Origin of the sequence: Paenibacillus senegalensis JC66 (assembly GCF_000285515.1) — a bacterium.
In the GTDB taxonomy this organism is placed as follows: Bacteria; Bacillota; Bacilli; order Paenibacillales; family NBRC-103111; genus Paenibacillus_L; species Paenibacillus_L senegalensis.
In genome coordinates, this window is sequence record NZ_HE610957.1 from 179,342 (window position 1) to 198,964 (window position 19,623).

At 46.5% G+C, this 19,623-nt stretch carries 19 protein-coding genes and 1 pseudogene; 2 read left to right on the forward strand and 18 right to left on the reverse strand.

Annotated elements, in window-relative coordinates:
* Position 1: 1 nt before the first annotated feature.
* The 8 genes and pseudogenes from PSHG_RS01205 to PSHG_RS26310 form a co-directional block, all read right to left on the reverse strand.
* Positions 2-1,291 carry an ABC transporter substrate-binding protein gene (locus PSHG_RS01205; RefSeq protein WP_010268250.1) on the reverse strand — a complete coding sequence of 430 codons (1,290 nt, stop codon included), beginning with the start codon at positions 1,289-1,291 and terminating at the stop codon, positions 2-4.
* 40 nt (positions 1,292-1,331) lie between these two features.
* Complete coding sequence (locus PSHG_RS01210; RefSeq protein WP_010268253.1) at positions 1,332-2,492, reverse strand: efflux RND transporter periplasmic adaptor subunit; 1,161 nt, start codon at positions 2,490-2,492, stop codon at positions 1,332-1,334.
* 36 nt (positions 2,493-2,528) lie between these two features.
* Positions 2,529-3,377, reverse strand: a complete 849-nt coding sequence (locus PSHG_RS01215) for a carbohydrate ABC transporter permease (RefSeq protein WP_392392006.1) — start codon at positions 3,375-3,377, stop codon at positions 2,529-2,531.
* A gap of 39 nt (positions 3,378-3,416) precedes the next feature.
* Positions 3,417-4,289 (reverse strand): carbohydrate ABC transporter permease, encoded by an 873-nt coding sequence (locus PSHG_RS01220; RefSeq protein WP_026021118.1) that lies wholly within the window; start codon positions 4,287-4,289, stop codon positions 3,417-3,419.
* Positions 4,290-4,530: 241 nt separating this feature from the next.
* Positions 4,531-5,640, reverse strand: coding sequence for a sensor histidine kinase (locus PSHG_RS01225; protein WP_010268266.1), 1,110 nt, complete (start codon positions 5,638-5,640; stop codon positions 4,531-4,533).
* Entirely contained in the window at positions 5,633-6,328 is a 696-nt protein-coding gene (locus tag PSHG_RS01230; protein ID WP_010268270.1) for a response regulator transcription factor, read from the reverse strand. Before PSHG_RS01230 ends, PSHG_RS01225 begins: the two co-directional genes overlap by 8 nt.
* A 40-nt stretch (positions 6,329-6,368) precedes the next feature.
* Positions 6,369-6,908, reverse strand: a complete 540-nt coding sequence (locus tag PSHG_RS01235) for a VanZ family protein (RefSeq protein ID WP_010268275.1) — start codon at positions 6,906-6,908, stop codon at positions 6,369-6,371.
* Between the two features lie 287 nt (positions 6,909-7,195).
* A pseudogene (locus tag PSHG_RS26310) lies at positions 7,196-8,086 on the reverse strand (M15 family metallopeptidase); the annotation flags it as partial.
* A gap of 368 nt (positions 8,087-8,454) precedes the next feature.
* Between PSHG_RS26310 and PSHG_RS01245 the strand changes: the two are divergent.
* Positions 8,455-8,781: a TFIIB-type zinc ribbon-containing protein gene (locus tag PSHG_RS01245; protein ID WP_010268281.1), complete on the forward strand. Its 327-nt coding sequence runs from the start codon at positions 8,455-8,457 to the stop codon at positions 8,779-8,781.
* A gap of 51 nt (positions 8,782-8,832) precedes the next feature.
* On the opposite strand, the gene map is transcribed toward PSHG_RS01245, so the two are convergent.
* Positions 8,833-9,591: a type I methionyl aminopeptidase gene (gene map, locus PSHG_RS01250; RefSeq protein WP_010268283.1), complete on the reverse strand. Its 759-nt coding sequence runs from the start codon at positions 9,589-9,591 to the stop codon at positions 8,833-8,835.
* Positions 9,592-9,596: 5 nt separating this feature from the next.
* Positions 9,597-10,208, reverse strand: coding sequence for a TetR/AcrR family transcriptional regulator (locus PSHG_RS01255; RefSeq protein WP_010268286.1), 612 nt, complete (start codon positions 10,206-10,208; stop codon positions 9,597-9,599).
* Between the two features lie 751 nt (positions 10,209-10,959).
* Here PSHG_RS01255 and PSHG_RS01260 point away from each other — a divergent pair.
* A complete protein-coding gene (locus PSHG_RS01260) occupies positions 10,960-11,772 on the forward strand; it encodes a class I SAM-dependent methyltransferase (RefSeq protein WP_010268288.1) in 813 nt (270 codons plus the stop codon).
* Between the two features lie 177 nt (positions 11,773-11,949).
* On the opposite strand, the gene PSHG_RS01265 is transcribed toward PSHG_RS01260, so the two are convergent.
* The 8 genes from PSHG_RS01265 to PSHG_RS01300 all read right to left on the reverse strand — a co-directional run bounded on the left by PSHG_RS01265 (position 11,950) and on the right by PSHG_RS01300 (position 19,507).
* Positions 11,950-12,744, reverse strand: a complete 795-nt coding sequence (locus tag PSHG_RS01265; RefSeq protein ID WP_010268291.1) for a DUF2935 domain-containing protein — start codon at positions 12,742-12,744, stop codon at positions 11,950-11,952.
* 173 nt (positions 12,745-12,917) lie between these two features.
* On the reverse strand, positions 12,918-13,400 hold the full coding sequence (locus tag PSHG_RS01270; RefSeq protein WP_010268293.1) for an NUDIX domain-containing protein: 483 nt from the start codon (positions 13,398-13,400) through the stop codon (positions 12,918-12,920).
* Between the two features lie 58 nt (positions 13,401-13,458).
* A complete protein-coding gene (locus tag PSHG_RS01275; RefSeq protein ID WP_010268296.1) occupies positions 13,459-13,935 on the reverse strand; it encodes a GNAT family N-acetyltransferase in 477 nt (158 codons plus the stop codon).
* Between the two features lie 286 nt (positions 13,936-14,221).
* Positions 14,222-14,461 carry a hypothetical protein gene (locus PSHG_RS01280; protein ID WP_010268299.1) on the reverse strand — a complete coding sequence of 80 codons (240 nt, stop codon included), beginning with the start codon at positions 14,459-14,461 and terminating at the stop codon, positions 14,222-14,224.
* Between the two features lie 31 nt (positions 14,462-14,492).
* Positions 14,493-15,821: an N-acetylmuramoyl-L-alanine amidase gene (locus tag PSHG_RS01285; protein ID WP_010268302.1), complete on the reverse strand. Its 1,329-nt coding sequence runs from the start codon at positions 15,819-15,821 to the stop codon at positions 14,493-14,495.
* Between the two features lie 316 nt (positions 15,822-16,137).
* A complete protein-coding gene (locus PSHG_RS01290) occupies positions 16,138-17,343 on the reverse strand; it encodes a hypothetical protein (RefSeq protein ID WP_010268305.1) in 1,206 nt (401 codons plus the stop codon).
* Positions 17,344-17,354: 11 nt separating this feature from the next.
* Positions 17,355-18,797 carry a HAMP domain-containing sensor histidine kinase gene (locus tag PSHG_RS01295; protein WP_010268308.1) on the reverse strand — a complete coding sequence of 481 codons (1,443 nt, stop codon included), beginning with the start codon at positions 18,795-18,797 and terminating at the stop codon, positions 17,355-17,357.
* Positions 18,794-19,507 carry a response regulator transcription factor gene (locus PSHG_RS01300; protein WP_010268311.1) on the reverse strand — a complete coding sequence of 238 codons (714 nt, stop codon included), beginning with the start codon at positions 19,505-19,507 and terminating at the stop codon, positions 18,794-18,796. Before PSHG_RS01300 ends, PSHG_RS01295 begins: the two co-directional genes overlap by 4 nt.
* Between the last annotated feature and the right edge of the window lie 116 nt (positions 19,508-19,623).

Here is a 19,623-nt window from a genome sequence, read left to right on the forward strand (position 1 = left end):
TCTACTCGTTTAAATAGGTGGTCACTTTGTTTTGGATCAGCTTAGCTGCTTCTTCAGCAGTTTTTTGTTCACTAAAGAAGGCCATCGATTCTTCTCCAACAATAAAAATTACCTTACCATCCGCTTCCGAATAATTATCCGCTGTATGAATGAACTCTTCGAACATGGAGAATTCCTCATCTGACACTTTAGGCGCTTTCCCGTCTGGCGTTTTGTACGTTCCGCTTCCTATTTGTTCTTGAATGTCGGTCAGCTGCTTCTTATTCACAGATTTCAGCAGTGAGAATCCTTGTCTCTCTTGAATAGATTGCCCTTCTTCGGATAGCATGAAAGAAATAAACTTCCATGCCTCCTCCTTCACTGGGGATTTGGCTTGAATAGCGAATTGGGATGAAAGAACAATCCTCGTTCCGCCGTTTTGTTCCGGTTTTTGCAGCAGCTTCGGATTGGAAAAGTATAAATGCAGATCATTGATAAAGTCTGCCGGCGATCTCAGAACGGTAGAATAGAACATTTGCTTGCCTAGATCCGCCGCTTCGGAAGTCATGACTTGATTATCGTACATGTCTTTTATTTGCTGCATCGCATCTACGAAAAGGGGCGTGTCGAACATTGCCTTTTTCGCCGCGGTATCAACAAACTCAGCGTACCGGTCCACTATCATTTCCTGTATGCGAAAATCAGGCGCTTCCCCCGCCATCGCATATCGGCGTTCCGCGCCGCTTGCTCCCAGCTCCTTAGCAATATGCTCGAACTCCTTCCAAGTCCAATTCTGGTCATCGATACTCGTGTTCTCAAGGAGATCTCCATCACCGACAAACGCCCGCAGGTTGAATCCGAAAGGCATGGCATGCAGACTGCCATTTGACTTTATCGCATCCAATATGTTCGTTTGCAAATCGCTATGATTTAGCGTCTCGTCTTGTTCCATGAGCTCTTTCATATCCAGGAGAAGGTTTTTATTCACATAATCTTTGATAGGCAAACCGCTTATTTCAAAGATATCCGGGCCTTTGCCCGATAAAATTTCTGTATTTATCGTATTTTGATATTGTTCATAATCTTCAATAACCCTAATTTGCAAATCAATGTCCGGATACTTGTCCTCAAACTTTCTTTCTACTGTGTCGTAAAAGGGGCTCTCTTGCTGGACAGACAATGTAACGACCGTTTTCCCCTCTTGATTCACCGGACGTTCCGCGTTTTCCGGTTGCTTACCGTCCCCGGAATTACATGCTGTCATAAACATGATGAAAATCCCCATAGTCAACATAGACTGCCACTTTTTCATGAAATGAATCCCTCCTGTCATTTTTCAAATCCTTGCTGCCTTATTGCAGGCGTACGTGGTTGCCATCCTGCAAAGGCTCACCGCTCTCCACAATCAAAAGATCGCCCTCATAGAGGCTGTCGGCCTGAATCAGTATTTCGTTGTCATTCCTTTCAATGGGCTGAATGCGTACTTTACGGGCGACGAAAACATTGCCCAGCGCTCCTCTCTGTTCTTCCATCATATAGACGAACAGACCGCCCTGGTCGCGATGAATCGCCTCATTCGAAACAACCAGTCCTTCCTGGCGGGAGCGACTCTCGATACTGATCGATGCTTGCTCACCTCCTTTCAGTTCAGAATCAACGACCTTGATGCGAATCACCTTCTGAGAAATCATTTGAGCTTGGCCCGCTGCTTCTCCAGCATCGGAAGAGCTCCCGGTTCTCGGCTCGGCATCCGTCATTTCGGTAATGGTGCCTTCGATAATGCGGGTCTGCTGTTCCTGACCCGTCTTGACCTCGACCTCAACTACCGCTCCGATGGCTATACCCAACTGGGTCAACCGTGCAGAATCCACGGGAATATCCAAGCTGTATCCGAGGCTGTCGTTGGCGATCCAAACATCCGGTTCTCCCAGTGACACTAACCCTTCAATCGCACTCAGTTTTTTTATGATGCCGTCGAACGGAGCGATCAGTTCCTTTCCGCTTGTCAGACGGTCTCTCAGCTCGTCAATATTTCGCTCCTGTGTGTCCAGGTCAAGCTTTAGCGATTCAATCGCGCGCCGTGCACTCCGAATATCGAACTCGTCCCCTGCCTTTTCTGACTGGATGAACTGATCCTGAAGATTTTGCAGCTCAATGTTCATCTTTTTCAAGCTGGTGATCTCATTCTCCAATTCCCGTTCGGCCGTTGTGCTGTCATACTCGATTAGCTTCTGCCCTTTTTCCACACGATCTCCTTCGTTTACGAGAATGTTGGTAACCTCCCAGCCAGCAGGGTTCAGTAATCTCGTTTCGGCAACTGGCTGCAGCATGCCGCTGCCTTCGATCGTAAATAAAAGACTTCCGCTAACTAGCGGTTCCGTTCTCACTTTTGGCAAGGTCAGGGATCGGAAGGTATTGCTAAAAAACGTAAGAAACAGCAACAAGCTCATAAAAACAATAAAGACGATTTGAATGGTACGTTTGCGATCAACCGGTTCGTTTCCTAACTCCATAGCAGCTCTTTCTCCTCCTCAACACTTTCTCAAAAATTATCCCTTGATGCCGGACAATTGAACGCCTTTAATGAAATAGGTTTCTGCATACAGGAATAACAGTACCATGGGAGTCATATAGAGCACGGATGCAGCGAAAGCTATCCCCGGCTCATCATTTATCCTGGATAAATACACGGAAAGCGGCTGTTTGAACGGATCATTCAGAAAAATCAGCGGCTGCTCCACCATATTCCAATAATCGACAAACAAAAGAACAATAAGCGAAGCAAGACCTGCCTTCACCATGGGAAATATGATCGTAAAGAAAATCCGCAATTGACCGGCCCCATCCATCTTTGCCGCTTCTATGTAGGCATACGGAATATGCAGCATGAACTGTCGAAGCATAAATACACCGAAGGCCGAGAAAATGCCGGGCCATATAATGGCATGCGGACTATTCAGCAGTCCCAGCTGATCTGCCATAATGTAATTCGGCACGAGTGTGACCTGAAACGGCATAAGCATCGTAATGACATAGACGAGAAACCAACGATCCCGGCCGCGAAATTGCAGCTTGGAGAAGGCGTACGCAGCAAATGCCGATACTAAGGTTTGTCCAACGATGATCGGTACGACCAGGAATACTGAATTCCAGAACATCATCAAATATCTAGGGCTGCCCACCAGCACTTTGCCATACTGCTCCAGGGTTACTTGATCCGGCAGCAATTTTACATTCGCAAACAGGTTTTTTCTCCCGGCAGCCGGCTCATTCATCTGCCCGAGAGGGCCATAGTTTATATCGATTTCCTGTGCTGTCGTGAACGAATTAGTGAACGTAATCACAATCGGAAATAAGAATATAAGTGCAATCATGCCCATGACGGCCGTGAGCGCCATTTTTTGTAACAATTCGGAAATTCGCAATAGTTTTCACCTCTATTCCATGAACTGCCGATACCAGCGCTCAAGCGCAAACAATCCTATGACGATTAGAAGAATACAGCCGACCATCAAGACTGCCGCTGCTGTCAGCTTCTGAATATCCAACGATGTAAACATGTTGTTCATATAGTGCTGCAGCATGTATATGCTGTCATGAGGATAATCGCCTGCGATCAAATACGTTTCCCGGAATACTTTAAACGAGTTCATGATCGACAAAATGATGACAAAAAACATCGTGGGCAGGAGATAAACAAGGGTGATGCCGGTAAACTGCTGCAAACGGCCTGCCCCTTCCATTTGGGCGGTTTCATAATAGTCCTTCGGGATTTGCTGCAATCCCGCCAGGAATAAAATGACGTTATAGCCGATGTTCTTCCATAAATAAACGACAATGATGACATATCGGGCCATTTCGGTATTCATCCAGTCCATGCGTTCGACTCCGAAGCCGTTCAGCCAAGCGTTTACAGATCCGTTCCAATCGAACATCATCTGCCAGACGAACACAATGGAGGCGACGGGAACGACAAGCGGCAGCACATAAGCAGTCCGCAGCCATTTGCGCAACATGAGATTCGAATTCAGCAGCAAAGCAAGACCTAACGATAGTGCGAGATTGAGCGGAACGCTAACTGCACTAAAATAAAACGTATTAAAGGCCGCCTTACGGAAGGATCCGCTCGCAAGCAATTCATGGTAATTGTCTAATCCAACAAAATGCCGATCTATCGCACTGTTCACAAAAGAATAGAACACTCCCATGGCAAACGGAATCAGGTAGAACAGCGCGAATCCGGCAGCGCTCGGCGCGAGAAATAGCCAGGCAGCCGCCGCATCCCTGCGCATCCATTTCTTTACCTTCATTGCAATGTCAAACCTTACGCCATAACTCAAGAGCCTTTTCATCATTTTCGGCTTCCTCCAACATGCTCCATTCGCGAACCTGGCAAAGAACAACCCCCTCTGCCGTACCGGCAGCAATACACAAAAACCCACTTATTCATTTTCAGATTCCTCCATCTATCGACATCTTAAGAATAAGGAGGACTGTTTAAAGAATAAGTGGGGTAAAAATAAAATTTTTATTAAATAATCGGCATTCTAATTATCCTTGTGCTTCTGGTGCGCTGACCTGCGGAAGACGGACTTCAAATAGCGTACGAACGGGGTCGCTTTGCGCCGAGATCGTACCCTGATGCTGTTCCACAATATTTTTGGCAATAAACAGGCCAATGCCGGAGCTGCCTTCACGCCCAGTGCGCGCTTTATCGACTGTGTAAAACATATCGAAGATATACGGCAGCTCCTCCGGGGGAATGCTATGACCGTAATTAATCACTTGAACTGCTGCATTCTCCGCTTCTACTGTGCAATGAATATCTATATACTGGCCATCCTTGCCATAACGGATAGCGTTCGTAAGGAGATTCTCAAATACGCGCGCCAATAATTCACCGTCGCCCCAAATCGTCACATGCGGAGTTACATGCAAACGGGTTGTCAGGTTACTTCTTTCTAAAGCAGGATATAATTCCTCGTTTAATTGGATGAGAAGCTCGCTAAGATCGATCGGTTGTTTGTTCATCTTTAGCTGGCCGTAATTCATGCGGGCGATTTCGAAAAGCTCGTCAATCAGCTTCTCCAGCCGTTGCGACTTGGAAAAAGCAATGCCTGTATAGTGCTTGACCTGTTCATTCGTCAAATTATCGTCCTGAAGAATAAAGTCCAGGTAGCCCAATACGGAAGTGAGCGGCGTTCGCAAATCGTGTGCCAGATTCAACACCAATTGTTCTTTACTGTTCTCTGCAAAGTCTCCCCTCTCCAGCGCTTGCTTCAATTTTTCACTAGCCAGATTGATATCCCGCGCAATATTTTCGAACTCATCATTAGACCGGATGTTTATTTTGCTGTTGAAGTCGCCGTTTGCCAGTTGATTGATTCCACGCGATATTTCGTGAAAATAAAGGGAATACCGTTTCGTGAGGAGAAAGAAAAAATAAAAGGAGAGAGGAATAAAAATAATCAAGAAAAAATTGAGGTCCCCGATTTCTCTCATGAAATAACGGATTTTAGTCGTCGGGTCTTCATACTTCGTCGTATGATAATAGAGCTGAAACACTTTAAAGATCAGAAAGGTGATCGCACCAGAACAAAGTGTGCTTAAAGCAAACAGCTGAATCATTTTAAACCGGAAACTTCGGATCTTATTAGCCATTGAACGTATATCCCACTCCCCAGACGGTCTTGATCCATTTGTTCTTATGCTTGTCTTCTTCGAGCTTCTTCCGCAATGTTCGTATATGCACCATAACTGTATTGCTGCCTTCGTAGTAGGCCTCCCCCCATACATGTTCGAAAATATTTTCTGTGCTGAAGACCTTCTTCGGATGGCTGGCCAACAGGTACAAGATGTCAAATTCCTTCGGGGTTAGCTCAATCGGGTTGTTATACAAAAAAACGGTTCGTTGTTCAGGATGGATGACCAGACCGCGCGCCTCCAGAACGGCTGTGTTCGAAGCTGCCGATGGATTGAATTGCAGCGCACGGCGCAAATGCGCATTTACCCGAGCGACCAGCTCCATCGGGTTGAACGGTTTGGTCACATAATCGTCCGCTCCTCTGACCAGTCCTGTAATTTTATCAAGATCAGTTGCTTTGGCGCTTAAAAAAATAATGGGCAAATGGTGACTTTCCCGGATTAGCTGCGTCGCTTCGTAGCCGTTCAGATTCGGCATCATGATATCGAGAATCGCCAAATCGACAGACTGCGTCCGAATGATCTGTACGGCTGCCAGCCCGTCAGAAACTTTAATACAGCGATAGCCCTCTTTGACCAGATGCAGTTCTATCAAATCGGCAATTTCCGGTTCGTCATCCGCAATTAATATAGTGATCGATTTCATAATCCACCTCAAGTAAATATGTTGATTGAACTACATCGTATCAGAACTTCTTCGCCAGAACAACGGCGCGCGGAGCGCCCGGAACGGCGGCTGCCGGCGTCGTCAGCCAGCATCCCAGTCTGTAGGCGACGAAGCCGAGCATGCCTCCAACGGAATTTAAAATAAGGTCGTCCACGTCGAACGTACCGAGCGAAAATAACACTTGGGCGCTTTCCAGCCCGAAACTTACCGCCAAGGAGCGCCATAGCGTCCCCGCCAATGTCAGCTTTCCGGCATTCGCAAGGACATTAAGGTACATGCCGAACGGGACAAAGATCGCAATATTCCCGAACAGGTTCGTCAGGCTGTGTACGGTCAACGCATCAAGCGCTCTGGCAATTTCCTTCAAGGGAACCAGATTCCCAGCTTGCAGTCTGGCAACGATATATTCCGGATAAGTCACGGTTCGCAGAAGCTGCTCCCATAGAAACGCAACATCCACCCGGCCGAACTTGAATAAAATTATTTTGAGCAGCGCGTACATGTAGAAAGCAAACAATAGCCGAACGCTCCAATGTTTCAACCGGTTTCCTGCTCTCATCTGTTCCCCTCCTTTGGTATCGAAACCTCCGGCTTCTTAACTTCCTGCATCCCGTCCTCCGGAACCGCACCCGCCGGCTTCTCAAGCGCCGGCGGATCGGTGTCCGCTGGCGTATCGCTAGTCGGCGCATGGGTCGTCGGCGTATCAATCTGCGGTTTATCGTTCGGACGATTGCCGGTTGGAGCCCCCTCGTTTGTCGGCGTATCGCTTGTCGAGGAGTCGTTTTCCGGTCTATTGTTTGTTGGAGTATCGCCGCTCAGAACACCGTTCGCTGGTGCATCGCCCTGCCCGGAATATACTGTCACAATAACACCATCCATATTGTTGCCCGAAATTTCATAGCGGCTATCCGCCGGCACATGAATCGTGGTATCTTCGAGAACAGAATAGTAATAAATGGAATACACTTCGTGGTTTATCGTGGTCTTTATCGATTTCTGTTCCTTCAAAAAGTCCAAATATTCCTCCAGAACAAAATTGTTCTCATACATAATAGCGCTATGCGGCAAACCGACATAACGATAATGCCATGGTTCATACGGGGTCCCTGTAATATCTGTTTTGTCCTCCGGATAGCGCAAGATAAAGCCGTATTTCCAGGCGTTCTCTTTCAGCCATTGTCCTTCAGCAGCAGACTCCATCTTCCCTTGCGTTGATCCGATATCCACCGCCAAACCGAGATTATGCTCACTAAAGCCTGCCGGCAGCGCGTATCCAGGCTCTTTTTCCTCGTATAGCTTGCTCTGTTCCTCTTCGTCCCGATAGCCGCTGGTGAGCATAAAGTGGTTAATGCCATCCTGATGTGCCGCTGCAATCATCGCAGATAATTTTTGTGCCAAAAAAGGCGTCAATCGGATCGAGTTATCCAAGAGTCCGTATCCGTTGATCAGCTCCGGATTTTTCGCCAAATTGACCGCATCGGATACGTTAGTCCCCGGAGGTACAGGATGATCTTCATTGATTAGCAGCAAATGGCCTTTGTAAACCTGATCCTTTGTTATCCGAACCGGCATCCCGTCCCCTTTAAGATCCTCATCCAAATCCTCATCCAGTTTTTCATCCTCTACTTGGTGGTTTTCTTTCGGCACATTTTCATTATTATCGGGTTCCGGTTTATCCTGGATAACGGCATAGCCAATAATTAAAAGGATGACAATCCCCAATAGCCATTTCTTCATTCGTAGTTTCCTCCTTATCTTTCGTCTACTATAGAGTAGGGGAAACTATTTAAAAAGAAATGGGGCTAAAATTAAAATTTTTATTAAATCGTTATCGCCAACCATACAAATGTATCCATTTGACATATGGAAATGGCGATTTTATAATAGAAACAAATTGAATAGCACTTCTTTGCAGAAGGGGAGTAGCTACTACATTAAAGCCGTCAATTCGGGTGAAATTCGCCCCGGTTTTAATGGCAACGTTGCGTTGTAAGTGAGACCTTTGTTGAAGGATAAGGAATGATCGGATTTTCCGGGCATTGCTATTCTTTGACAACAGGTCTTTTTTGCTTGTTGGCCAAACTAATCGAGAGTGAGGAATGAAAATGAAGTGTCCAATTTGTAACGATGTTCGGATGAGAGAAGTCAAAAAAGACGATGTAGCTATCGATGTTTGTCCTGATTGTAAAGGGGTATGGCTTGATCGAGGGGAACTGGAAAAGCTCATGTCACAGGTAAAAGAAGAGCGTCAAGAATACGATGAATGGTACGATGATCGTAACCGTCGCTCCGAAAGACAGCATTACGACCGTTACGATGACGACCATCGCAAATACGATCAACCTTATCGCGATTCAGCATCCCGGCCGCCCTATTATAAACATAAAAAGAAGAAAAGCGTTTTGGATCGATTAGGTGACTTGTTTGATTGACCTTGTATTTCTTCACTTTCAGCTGCCTAATCATCAAATCAGCCCGTCACCTTACGTGGCGGGCTGTTGTGCGGTCAATATAACCGGGCCATCCGCAGTAATGGCGATCGTATGCTCGTACTGTGCGGATAGCAAGCCGTCAGCGGTTCTGCAGGTCCACCCGTCAGCATCAATTGTCATTGACGCTTTTCCTGCATTCAGCATCGGCTCGATCGTTAAAACCATTCCTTCCTTCAAGCGGAATCCTTTGCCCGGATTCCCGACATGGGGATAATTAGGTTCCTCGTGCATCTTCCTTCCTACCCCATGACCGAGCAGATCACGCACCACCGAGTAACCGCTTCGCTCGGCATGGCTTTGAACTGCATGCATCACATCGCCGATCCGGTTTCCAACGACAGCTTTTTCGATACCAAGATATAAGCATTCCTTCGTTACCCGCATCAGATTACGGGCTTCCTCGGACACCTCGCCGACCGCGTAACACCAAGCGGAATCACCGATCCAGCCATCCGCTTCTGCGGCGATGTCAATTTTGACGATGTCTCCTTCCTTGAGCGGTTTGCGATTTGGAAAACCATGCGCAATGACGTCGTTGACAGATGCACATGTCGCGAACGGATAACCGTTGTAGCCTAGCAAATAAGGCTTGGCGCCATTCTCCTTCAGGAAACGCAACGCAAACGACTCGATAGCGAGCGTTGTAACACCAGGCTGGATCATGCCTGCGATTACTTGATGAAAAGCAGCGACAATGCGTCCGGCTTTTTTCATTTGTTCAATTTCCGCTCTCGACTTCAGGATCACCATCCTATTCATCTCCCCTGTGACTGTATGCCTGAATAAATCATTTCGACGATCCCATCTACATCCAAGTCGCTAAGCATATTGTGATGGATGTTCAATGCTGCGCAGCCAACTAACGAGCCAAATACCAGATTAGCTGCTTGCTCCGGTGATTTGGAACCAATTTCTTCTTCACGAATCAATTCAACAAACGGCCAATAAATCCGTTCCTGAAATTCGGCATACAGCTTGTTGAACCGGTTTCCCGGAAAATGATGAAAATTGTCCGCAACCGTTTTAAGCAAAATAAATACGGAAGGATCCTGGGTGCACTTCCGCAGGAGCAGCCTGGAAAACGCCTCAGCTCTAAGCCAGCTGCCGCCTTCCTCGTCCCCTGTCAAAGCGGGCAGGACTGTCGACTCGGTTCGGTCCAGGGCATCCCACAGCAAATCTTCCAGTAGCATGTGCTTATTTTTGTAGTAATGATACACGGTTCCGTAGCCGAGCTCTGCCTTGACCGCAACATCACGTATTTCCAATTGTATGCCCTTCTCCAAATACACTTCCGCAGCCGCTTGCATAATTTGGCTCATTCGCATCTCCCGGATTGCTTCATTCTGTTCTTTTGTACGTGGTGACATAGGACCTCCTTTTTTGACCTGCTGTAATGTCGATATAAAACCAATATACAGCATTTAGAAGTAACGATCAAGTGTTTCGATTCGCTTGTTCTCCGGATGCAGCCCGCCAAGAAAGAAGCAGTGAAGCGAGAAAGTGTGCATATTTACGTTGCAACTGTATAGAAGCGACAACTGTATAGAAGCGCCAGCGAGGGTGTGGATTTGGCGAATTTACATCAGTAGTGGCAGCTGACACAGCTAAGCTGTCGATTAACTGTGACTGCCAGTTTGATGCAGCGGGCAGTGAGGCCGTTTGCAGCCTGCTCGAATTGTGTAGAGTAAAGGGTGGTTCGCCCGCCCCTCCTCATATAACGCTCGCCATTGTCCTTACTGGAGCAAAATCAGGGGGCTTAAAAATTGTAACGCTTGCCATCGTCCCTATTTTGCTCAGATCGCGGCTTTCTGGGCTTTTTGTCACACATAAGAGCAAGGATGAGCGTTAGAAATCAAATCCCTGCTTTTTCAGCCGAATAAGATCGAGGGCGAGTGTTAGCGCAGAACTTCTTGCAGCTCGACATGTCCCGGACACTTGTAACGGATTTCTTCCACCATAAAACGATACTCTCACATCATCACTATAAAAAAGTTTGCCATTTTCATTCTTTTCCATTAAAGTATTTTTAATGTGTGAGCATTTTCATTCTTTTAAATTCCAGTCTCGCTCATCATTTCTCCCTATCAGCTAAAAATACGAGCACGGAGGCCTCCAAACATGGACAAGAATACTGTCAATAAAACTAATATTATAGGCGCTGGCGAGGCTGGTAACGCCACGTCGGTCGATATGGACAAGAATTCCGTATACAAAACGAACAGCTATTATTGGGATACTCAAGGAAATGACTTTTTAGGAGCCATCGTGCTTCCTTTTTATGGGGCTTTTGTCTCAGAAGAAAAATGTCAGCTGTTTGGCGATGTTTCAGGGAAAAAGATGCTGGAGATCGGCTGTGGAAACGGTCAATCCTTGCAATATTTGGGGGAACGCAAAGCATCTGAACTATGGGCTGTGGATATATCAGAAAAACAAATCGACAAGGCAAAGCAGCATTTGAAGGAACGCGGTCTTTCCGCAAATTTGATTTGTTCTCCCATGGAAGAAGAATGCGGACTGCCAGTAGATTATTTTGACTTTGTTTATTCCATTTATGCCATAGGCTGGACCACTGACCTTGAAGGTACGTTTAGCCGGATTGCTTCTTATCTTAAAAAAGACGGTGTATTTATTTTCAGCTGGTCTCACCCTATACATAAATGTGTCGCAGCAGAACATAACAGACTTGTTTTTAAAAAATGCTATTTCGATGAATCCTGGTATTCGGTATCTCTTGATAAAGGTAAGCTGACCTTATCGGACCGTAAGCTATCAACCTATGTAAATGCGCTTGCCAAAGCGGGATTCATCATTGAGCAAATGATTGAGGAAACTGATGATGAATTGATCCAATCACGGGACGATAACAGCGATTTTGCAAAAAAAGCAAAGATGCTTCCTGTAACTTTTGTAGTCAAGGCAAGGAAACTATAGCTTAATCTATTTCCCTAACAACTGACCATTATGGATCTATCAGCTTGATCCGCGGCAGCTTATGGTGAAACTATACATCGAACGAACTTCAATCGTTTCCATCCCCATTTCCTCACCCCAGTCTAATTCTTTAGAGAAATGCAAAGTGATGTCCATGAAAATGGCAAAAAGACAAATTCAACCGGTCACTCGCGGTTTGGTCGGATCGCAGTCCGGTCTTTGTATTTCCCCAAGAGCGGCGAGTTTGGACAAGTAGTAGCATTCTTCGCGATACATATGATCCGGCATCAGCGGATTGATTCGATCCAGTACCGCCCCCCGAAGCTCAAACTCCTCTAGCTCCGACAGAAAGTGCATGAAAACCTTCATCTCCAGATCAACATCCTGATGGAATTTTCGAAGGGCGGGAAAATTGTTTAGCTTTCCACGCAAAAATCCGGTCATCTCCACTGCTTTCAAATAAAAACCTTCAAATTCCTTCTGAAACGCCATGCTTTTTGCAATTAGCGGCTTTTCCGCGAAATCCAAGTCAGCTGCAAGGCTTGCAGCATGTCCGTAAGCATCCTGCAGCCATACTGTATCATAATGAAGAGGATGGAAAAGAGGGACGCCTTTACCTTCTAGTAAAGATTTCAAAATTCGCTGGTATTCTTCTAGTTCATTAACCATGTGATTGATAAAAGAAGGCGTCAAAAGCAGGTCAATATTTCCTGCAAGCTGCCTATCCAGCAAACGAAGTTTAAAATTACGCAGCTCATGTGCTGCCTGATTGGCTTCCGCCGTCAGCTGGTCAAGGTAAGCGGAAGCATCCGTTTGCCGCGCTTCAGCAAGCAGCATATCAAATCTGGTTATAAAACGTTCTGCGATGGTGACCTCCTCTTTTTCCTTAGGGGAGAGTGCGGTAAAAATAAATCTGCTGTGGTCGCCAAGAATCTGCAGCCAAAACCGGTGTTCATAGATGGGGTTATTCATTCAACAGGCCTCCTTTTAAACCATTTTTACAGAAATATATGCCACTGCCATCGGAGTAGACCTGTGAGTCATACAGTCATGTGGAGCATCTATACCCAATCTTTAGTCGCAAAGCTGAAGTTGTAATTATTTCTTCTTTCCTATTGCAGCAAACATGGATGGCAAATGATCTACTACTGCGACTTGCTCAGCTGAATAACATGTTCCTCAACATAATTACGGTAAGGTTCACCATTATGATATTTTACAATATCTTGATTAATCTCTGGATACAATTTAATGGTATGAAGCTGTGAAATCGGGATCCATTTGACACCAATCTGGTTAGCGTCTGGCTTTTCAGGCAGTTTCGGATAAGACCCTGGTTTCAGCTTACATTCAAATGTAATTCCGATTGAATGAATATCTCCATAAATACATTCGTTTTTCGTTGGTTGATATTCGTAAACAAACGCAACTGGACCCGCTTCCACCTCGACACAAGCCTCTTCTCTAGCTTCCCGCTGCGCAGCTTCGGTCAATGTTTCGCCGGGCTCAAGGCCACCTGCCGGAAGATTGTAATGTACGCCGTCATCATGATCATTTTTGAACTCGATCAGCAAGATATCATCGTTTTCAATAATTAGCGCACAGGCGCGAAGCCTTACCTTTTGCATCCTCATCACTTCCCATTATATATTGCGGTCAACCGCCAGTAAGCGGTTCCGGTGACAATCAGAGCGGCAATACGGTGATTAGCTCATCTCCTATACTCTCCCCGTTGTCACGGAATCCGAAGCTTTCATAAAGCTTTTTCGCGGGCAAGTTATCTGCCTTATATGAAATCCAGCAGTACTTTGCAGGCCCGGCTGGAAAGGTGCGGATATACTCCAGAATGTTCTTCATAGCTTCCCGGCCGTAGCCCTGGCTCTGGTGGTGCTGGTCAATCATCAGTCGTAAGATGCAATAGCTGTCATGTGCGATTGACGGAAGGTCATATCCCGTAATTCCATAAGTCAGCATAACAAAACCGACCGGCTGCCCATCCGAGTAAATAGCAAAAGGAAATGGATGCCCGCCATTGGTAGCAAGGACATAGCACGAAGCCACGCTTGATAAATTGGAGGCAACGAAGCGCCTTTGATCGTCGGACACTTCCAAGTTAAATATGGCGCGCCGGTTTTCCAGCGTTATTTTTCTGAGCGTAATCATGCAGGTCTTTTTCCCTTCTTCCATTATCGTATTGCGCCGCGGTCGCATAACTAACATACCGGTTTCGCCAAAAAATGAATAGACTTATGTTCATTTTTTTTATATACTATTATGTATCTATGTCTTTTTTAGGGGTCTCCCTTTCATATGGGCAAATGCTACAAAAAACGGGCAGTTCAGAAGTCAGCTTTCACTGATTTTCTGGACTGCCCTCTTATTTAGGCTGCCAATATCGATTTGGCAGCCTGCAAGCGCGGTTCCCGCAATGTTTTTTCTGCAATCCAGGCTACTGCAGCGACGCTTGATCGCTTCGTGCATGGGTTATGCAACGAACTGCAGCCAGCACGACCTTCTTCTTTTGTCCATCAACCGTATCCGTAAAAAAAACAGGGTCACGCGCCACCTCTAGTAAAGCCCTGCTCGCGGCTTGAAAGGACTGCTGCTCATCTTGAATTAAGCAATAACATACTTGGTAACAGTACGTTTCATGCTGTCTTAAAATCTCTGCTTTTTGCAAATTGTCCACAGATCCCCTCCTGAATACATTTTGTATAATCCTACTGGGCCGAGGCAGCATCTAGCATTTCAGGAACGGTTACGAACGAATACCCTTCCGCTTTCAGCTCGGGAATCAGTATCTCCAGTGCATCAAGCGTATTGTCAAATCGATTATTTCTACTACTGTCATGCAACAAAATAATCCCGCCGGGATAAATTTGCTCCCGAACCAATTCCATAATTTCTGCCGCGGAATTCCCCGACCAGTCCATCGTATCAACGGTCCAGTTGACAGCCATCAGGTTCATTTGTTGAAGCTGATCAAGCATGTCGTTGTCGAGTGCGCCATAAGGCGGTCGAAACAAGCTCGGGCGATAGCCGATCGCGTTTTCCAGTGCGCTTTGCGTTTTTTCGATTTCATTCATCGCTTCCTCTACCGAGAGAGAATCAAATTTCGGATGAGACCAGGAATGGTTGCCAATGGCATGTCCTTCCTCGATGATGCGCCTCAACAGGTCAATATTGGCATTTACTTGTTGGCCCAGAATGAAAAAAGTCGCTTGTACGTCATTTTCTTTCAATATATCCAGAACTTTGGGAGTTACTGTGGGGTTCGGTCCGTCATCGAACGTCAAGGCCACTTTTTTTCCGTCATCGGGCGGGCCGCTGAAAATGATTTTATTTTCGCTTAGCTGCTGATTTCGATTCCGGAACAAGGCTGAATCGTCTGCAGCTGGATCAACCCTATCATGATTGCGCTGATGCTGTTGGCTAAAATAGTTCTTTAATCCTTCGAAGATTGCCTTGGCGGCCCGGTCTTGTCCATCACTGCTTAACAGCAATGTTTCTTCCTGCGGATTAGTCAGATAGCCGACCTCTACGATTACAGAGGGCATCTGCGTCGAAGTCAGAATGACAAAATCTTCCTTTCGCATTCCGCGATCCCGAATGTTCAATGCGGATGCGACCTCTCCCTGAAGCGCTTCAGCAAGCGCGATACTATCAGCATTGTAATACAACGTTTCGGTCCCGGATACCGCCGGATCCTCGAACGTGTTGGCATGGATGGAAACTAACACATCAGCATACCAATCGTTAGCCATGGCCGTCCGTTCCTCCAGTTCGATAAACTGGTCATCCTCACGGGTTAATCGTGACTCAAACAACGGTTCCTGCTCAAGCAGTTGATAAAGCTTTTTGGCAAGCGACAGGTTAAAATCTTTTTCATAAGCTCCGCTAGCTCCGATAGCTCCCGGATCTTTACCTCCATGACCTGCGTCAATAACAATCCGGAATTTAGCTTCTTCCACTGTTTCCGGGGCAGTTGCAAATTTTACTGTCGAGATTGGAATAAGCTCTGCAGCAAAAGTGCCGTTGCCCCATACCACTCGGATTCCTATGAAGAGTATAAGTAACAATAGTAGAATTGACAGTCCTTTACGAGATCTGCTTTTGCGTGTAGTAAGGTTATTCATTGGTCCTCCTCATCCATATTGTGTCAGCTGGTTGATAGATTAAGTTCGCCTGTCTGAACACAGTATAATAAACGGATGTGGAGAACGATTTGCAGAGATGTAAACAAGTTGCAAAAGAAAAATTTATGCTAGGCAAAATAGAAACTAGATAGAGTAAGTCTCTGCAAAACAAGAAAGGCCCACACCCCTGGCAGGAGCATGCGCCTGTGAATATACTCAACGAAGAAAGCTATTTAAATTCAATGACCAGATTTTGATAATATAGCGTTTCGATAAAATCCTGGGCTCTTGGTTCCGCGGGTTTGGGATCCAGCGCTCTTGGGTCCATTGGTCTTTGATAGTGATGATACTTAGGACCGCTGACCAGCAATTTGCTATTATCGGGCCCCCACACCATATGATAGGCATCAATTCCCCTATAGATGGGTGTCGTCTGAACTACATTGTTGCCGTAGATGCGACCAGCATAAACGAGGTCGTCTCCCTGCGTATACGCGATGAGCTTGCGGTCAGCGGATAAGCGAAACCGTTGAATATCAGTAAGCACTATCGAAAGCAAGCCGTTGCGCTGATCGTAAGAATACAGCGTATTATCCGCGCCAACAAAAGCAATCTGGTCATCGTGCAGCCATTCAACCCATCCCTCATCGTTAATAGGATGTCGATAGTGAGCTGTAAACGTCCCCTCCTCTAAGCTCCCCCATTCCAAAACCGAATGCTGAAGCGAGCGCTTGACGATAACCGCCTCTTCGCCATTATTAGAAACGGCAGCGAATGTAAGGTATCCGTCCTGATGCACAGGTAGGGTATACGATGCCATGCTATCTTCCTTACTATCATATACATGTAACTGAAGAGCTCTGCTCTCATTGCCGCTGACAAAACTGAGAAAACGGCTGTTATTGGACCAAGACATTCGCATATTGAAAGTATGTTCATCGATCGTGGCCTCAAGCTGTTTATTGCCGCCGTCTTCCAAAGAATATAAGTGCAGGTTCAGCGCCTGTCCTACTCTGTTAATATAGGAGACATAACTTCGATCCGGGGATAAAACGACACCGGACAGAGGAACATGTTTCCAAGCGGTGTGAAGTTCATGCAAATTTTGCACAGCGACATAGGGCTCATTGATCCGGCCGAGATAGACTTCCCCATAACGATATCTGACCGCTAAGCTCAGCAGTGAGTTAGTGTCGAGCCAGCCAAGCGGATGCACGGTATCCAGTTCCTTGTCTAGCGAATCGTCGGATTCCGTTCCTTCCAAAATGGAATAGATTGTCTGAACAGTAAAAGGCGCATCTTCTTCCTCGGCGGCCGGCGACTCTGTATCGTCCATGATGATAGTCTCCGAGCGCGGGGCTCCACAGCTTGCCAGGAGCAACACAATGAGAGCGAATATGGAAATTGTGGTGTGCAGGCCTGCTTGTTTATTCATGGTCCTCCCTCTTAAGCTTCAGCAAGGGAAAAGGTGATTTCCACAGTGGTTTTCCCGTCCTCGCTGGATATTCGGATACTGCCCTGATGTTCGTCCACTATCGTTTTGCAAATGCCGAGCCCAAGTCCGATGCTGGCACTTTCCATGGAACTTGGTTCCGCCCTGTAATACGGTTCGAAAACGTTCTCCAGATGCTCTTCGCCAATCGTCTCCCCTTGGTTGGTTATCGCAAGCAGAGCCTGATTGTCCTCCAAATGGGCGCTTGCGATAATGTCGGTATGCGCATAAGAATATTTGATCGCGTTATCCAGCAGGTTGATGAAAAGCTGCCGCAAACGATCCGGCTTGCCAAGGACGAATAAGCCTTCTTGCGCTTCAACATGAATACTTTTGTTGTACCTCTGCGCTTTCATCGTCATCGCATCACAAACATCCGATAGTAATCGAGAGACGTCAACGCGCGCATCCAATTGGTAATCTTCCGCAATCCCGGACTTGTCAAGCAGCTCGGTCACCATCGCGTGCAGCCTTCGGCTTTCATTCGAAATATGGGTTATCCCCTTTTGGAAAATCTCCGGGTCCCTGCTCCCGTTCTTTCGGATGATGTCCGCATAGCCCATTATCGTGGTCAGCGGGGTCTTCAACTCATGGGTGACCTGATCGAAAAACCGTTTCCGATGATCGTTAAGCGCCTCCAGCCTGTCCCGATCCTGCTCAATGATCGCAAATTGTTCCTGCAGCTTGCCGATCATAATGTTGAAGTTGGCTGCCAATTGGCCGACTTCATCCTTTTGATTCACGGAAATACGGACATGAAGGTTGCCGTTTGTTACCTCCGTTGACGCCCGGGTCAGCTTCCCAACGGCAACGGTAATATGACGAGAAAGCAGGTAAGCAAAAAGAAAAGCTGCGGCAAACACAGCGAGCGCAATCGAGACAATGGCTCGCTGCATTTCAGCGCTCTGACTGTAAAGAGCGGTGAAATCTTTCGCAAATCGCAAAATCCCGACTTTGTTCCCGCGCACGGTGACGGGATAAGCAAACAAAACGGAGGCCTCCCCATTGTCCCGGGTAAGTGTATACGCTGTACTGCCCTGCTGTGCCAGCTTGATATCTTCCCCGTCGGGCATGAATACATCCTGCACGGAGGCATAGAGCAGCTCTCCTGTTAATGAGTACATGGCGACCTCGCTGGAAGCGGCAAAACTAAGCTCCGTGCCCAATTCCTCAGCGATTTGCTCAAAATAAATCTCATCACTTGTGAAGTGGTGTGTGAGAAAGGATTGCTGGATATAGCTGTTGCTGTTGTTTTTCAAATCCTGAAGTTGATTTTTAACCGTACTGCGATTGCCCGATTCAATATTGGCCGTCATCCACAAATATAGAATTAGAAAAAACACGCCAAAAATAATGAGGAAGCCAATCGCGAATTTCGTCTGGATTGTCCATCTCATACATTCAGGTCCTTAATCTTGTTAAACTTGTAACCAATGCTGAACACGGTGGTGATTAAATCGCCGATATCCAGTTTTTTGCGCAGCCGCTGAATATGCGTGTCCACTGTTCGCGTATCTCCACTGTAGAAGTACCCCCATACGTCATCAAGCAGCTCCGATCGGGCAAATACTTTACCCTGATTCATGCACAGCTTAAGAAGAAGGTCGTATTCTTTGGGTGTCAAATCCACTTCCCGGCCGCCTTTTTTAACGACCCGCTCTGAAGTAACGACTTCGATATCCTTAAAACAGATGCTATGTTCCTCGCTCCCTCCGGGATCTTCCCTGTGTCGATGTGCCTGCTCAACACGACGAAGAATGGTGCGAACCCGGGCGTTAACTTCTCTCATATCGAATGGCTTCGTTATATAGTCATCGGCTCCGAATTCCAGCCCCAGAATTTTGTCCGTAATGTCCGATTTCGCTGTAATCATCACAATCGGAATATTGTAAGTTGCGGTTACCTCCTTGCAAATGCTCAGTCCGCTTTGGTCGGGTAGCATCCAGTCGAGAATGAGCAGATCAGGCTGAAATTGTGCAAGCACCTTCAGTCCCGCTTCTCCGGTGTGAGCGATTTTCGTCAGATAGCCTTCCTCATGCAAACCATATTCCAGGATTTCCGCAATGGCAGCTTCATCTTCAATAATCAGTATTTTGGATTTATTCATACCTATTCCTTCTATAAAATTTTTTTGTATTCATATATTATACCTCATTGGATCCATGCATTTCCCGAGCGCCTTATGCGGTTTAAGGCGTGTCCGTGTACGGGCGGTATTTCCCG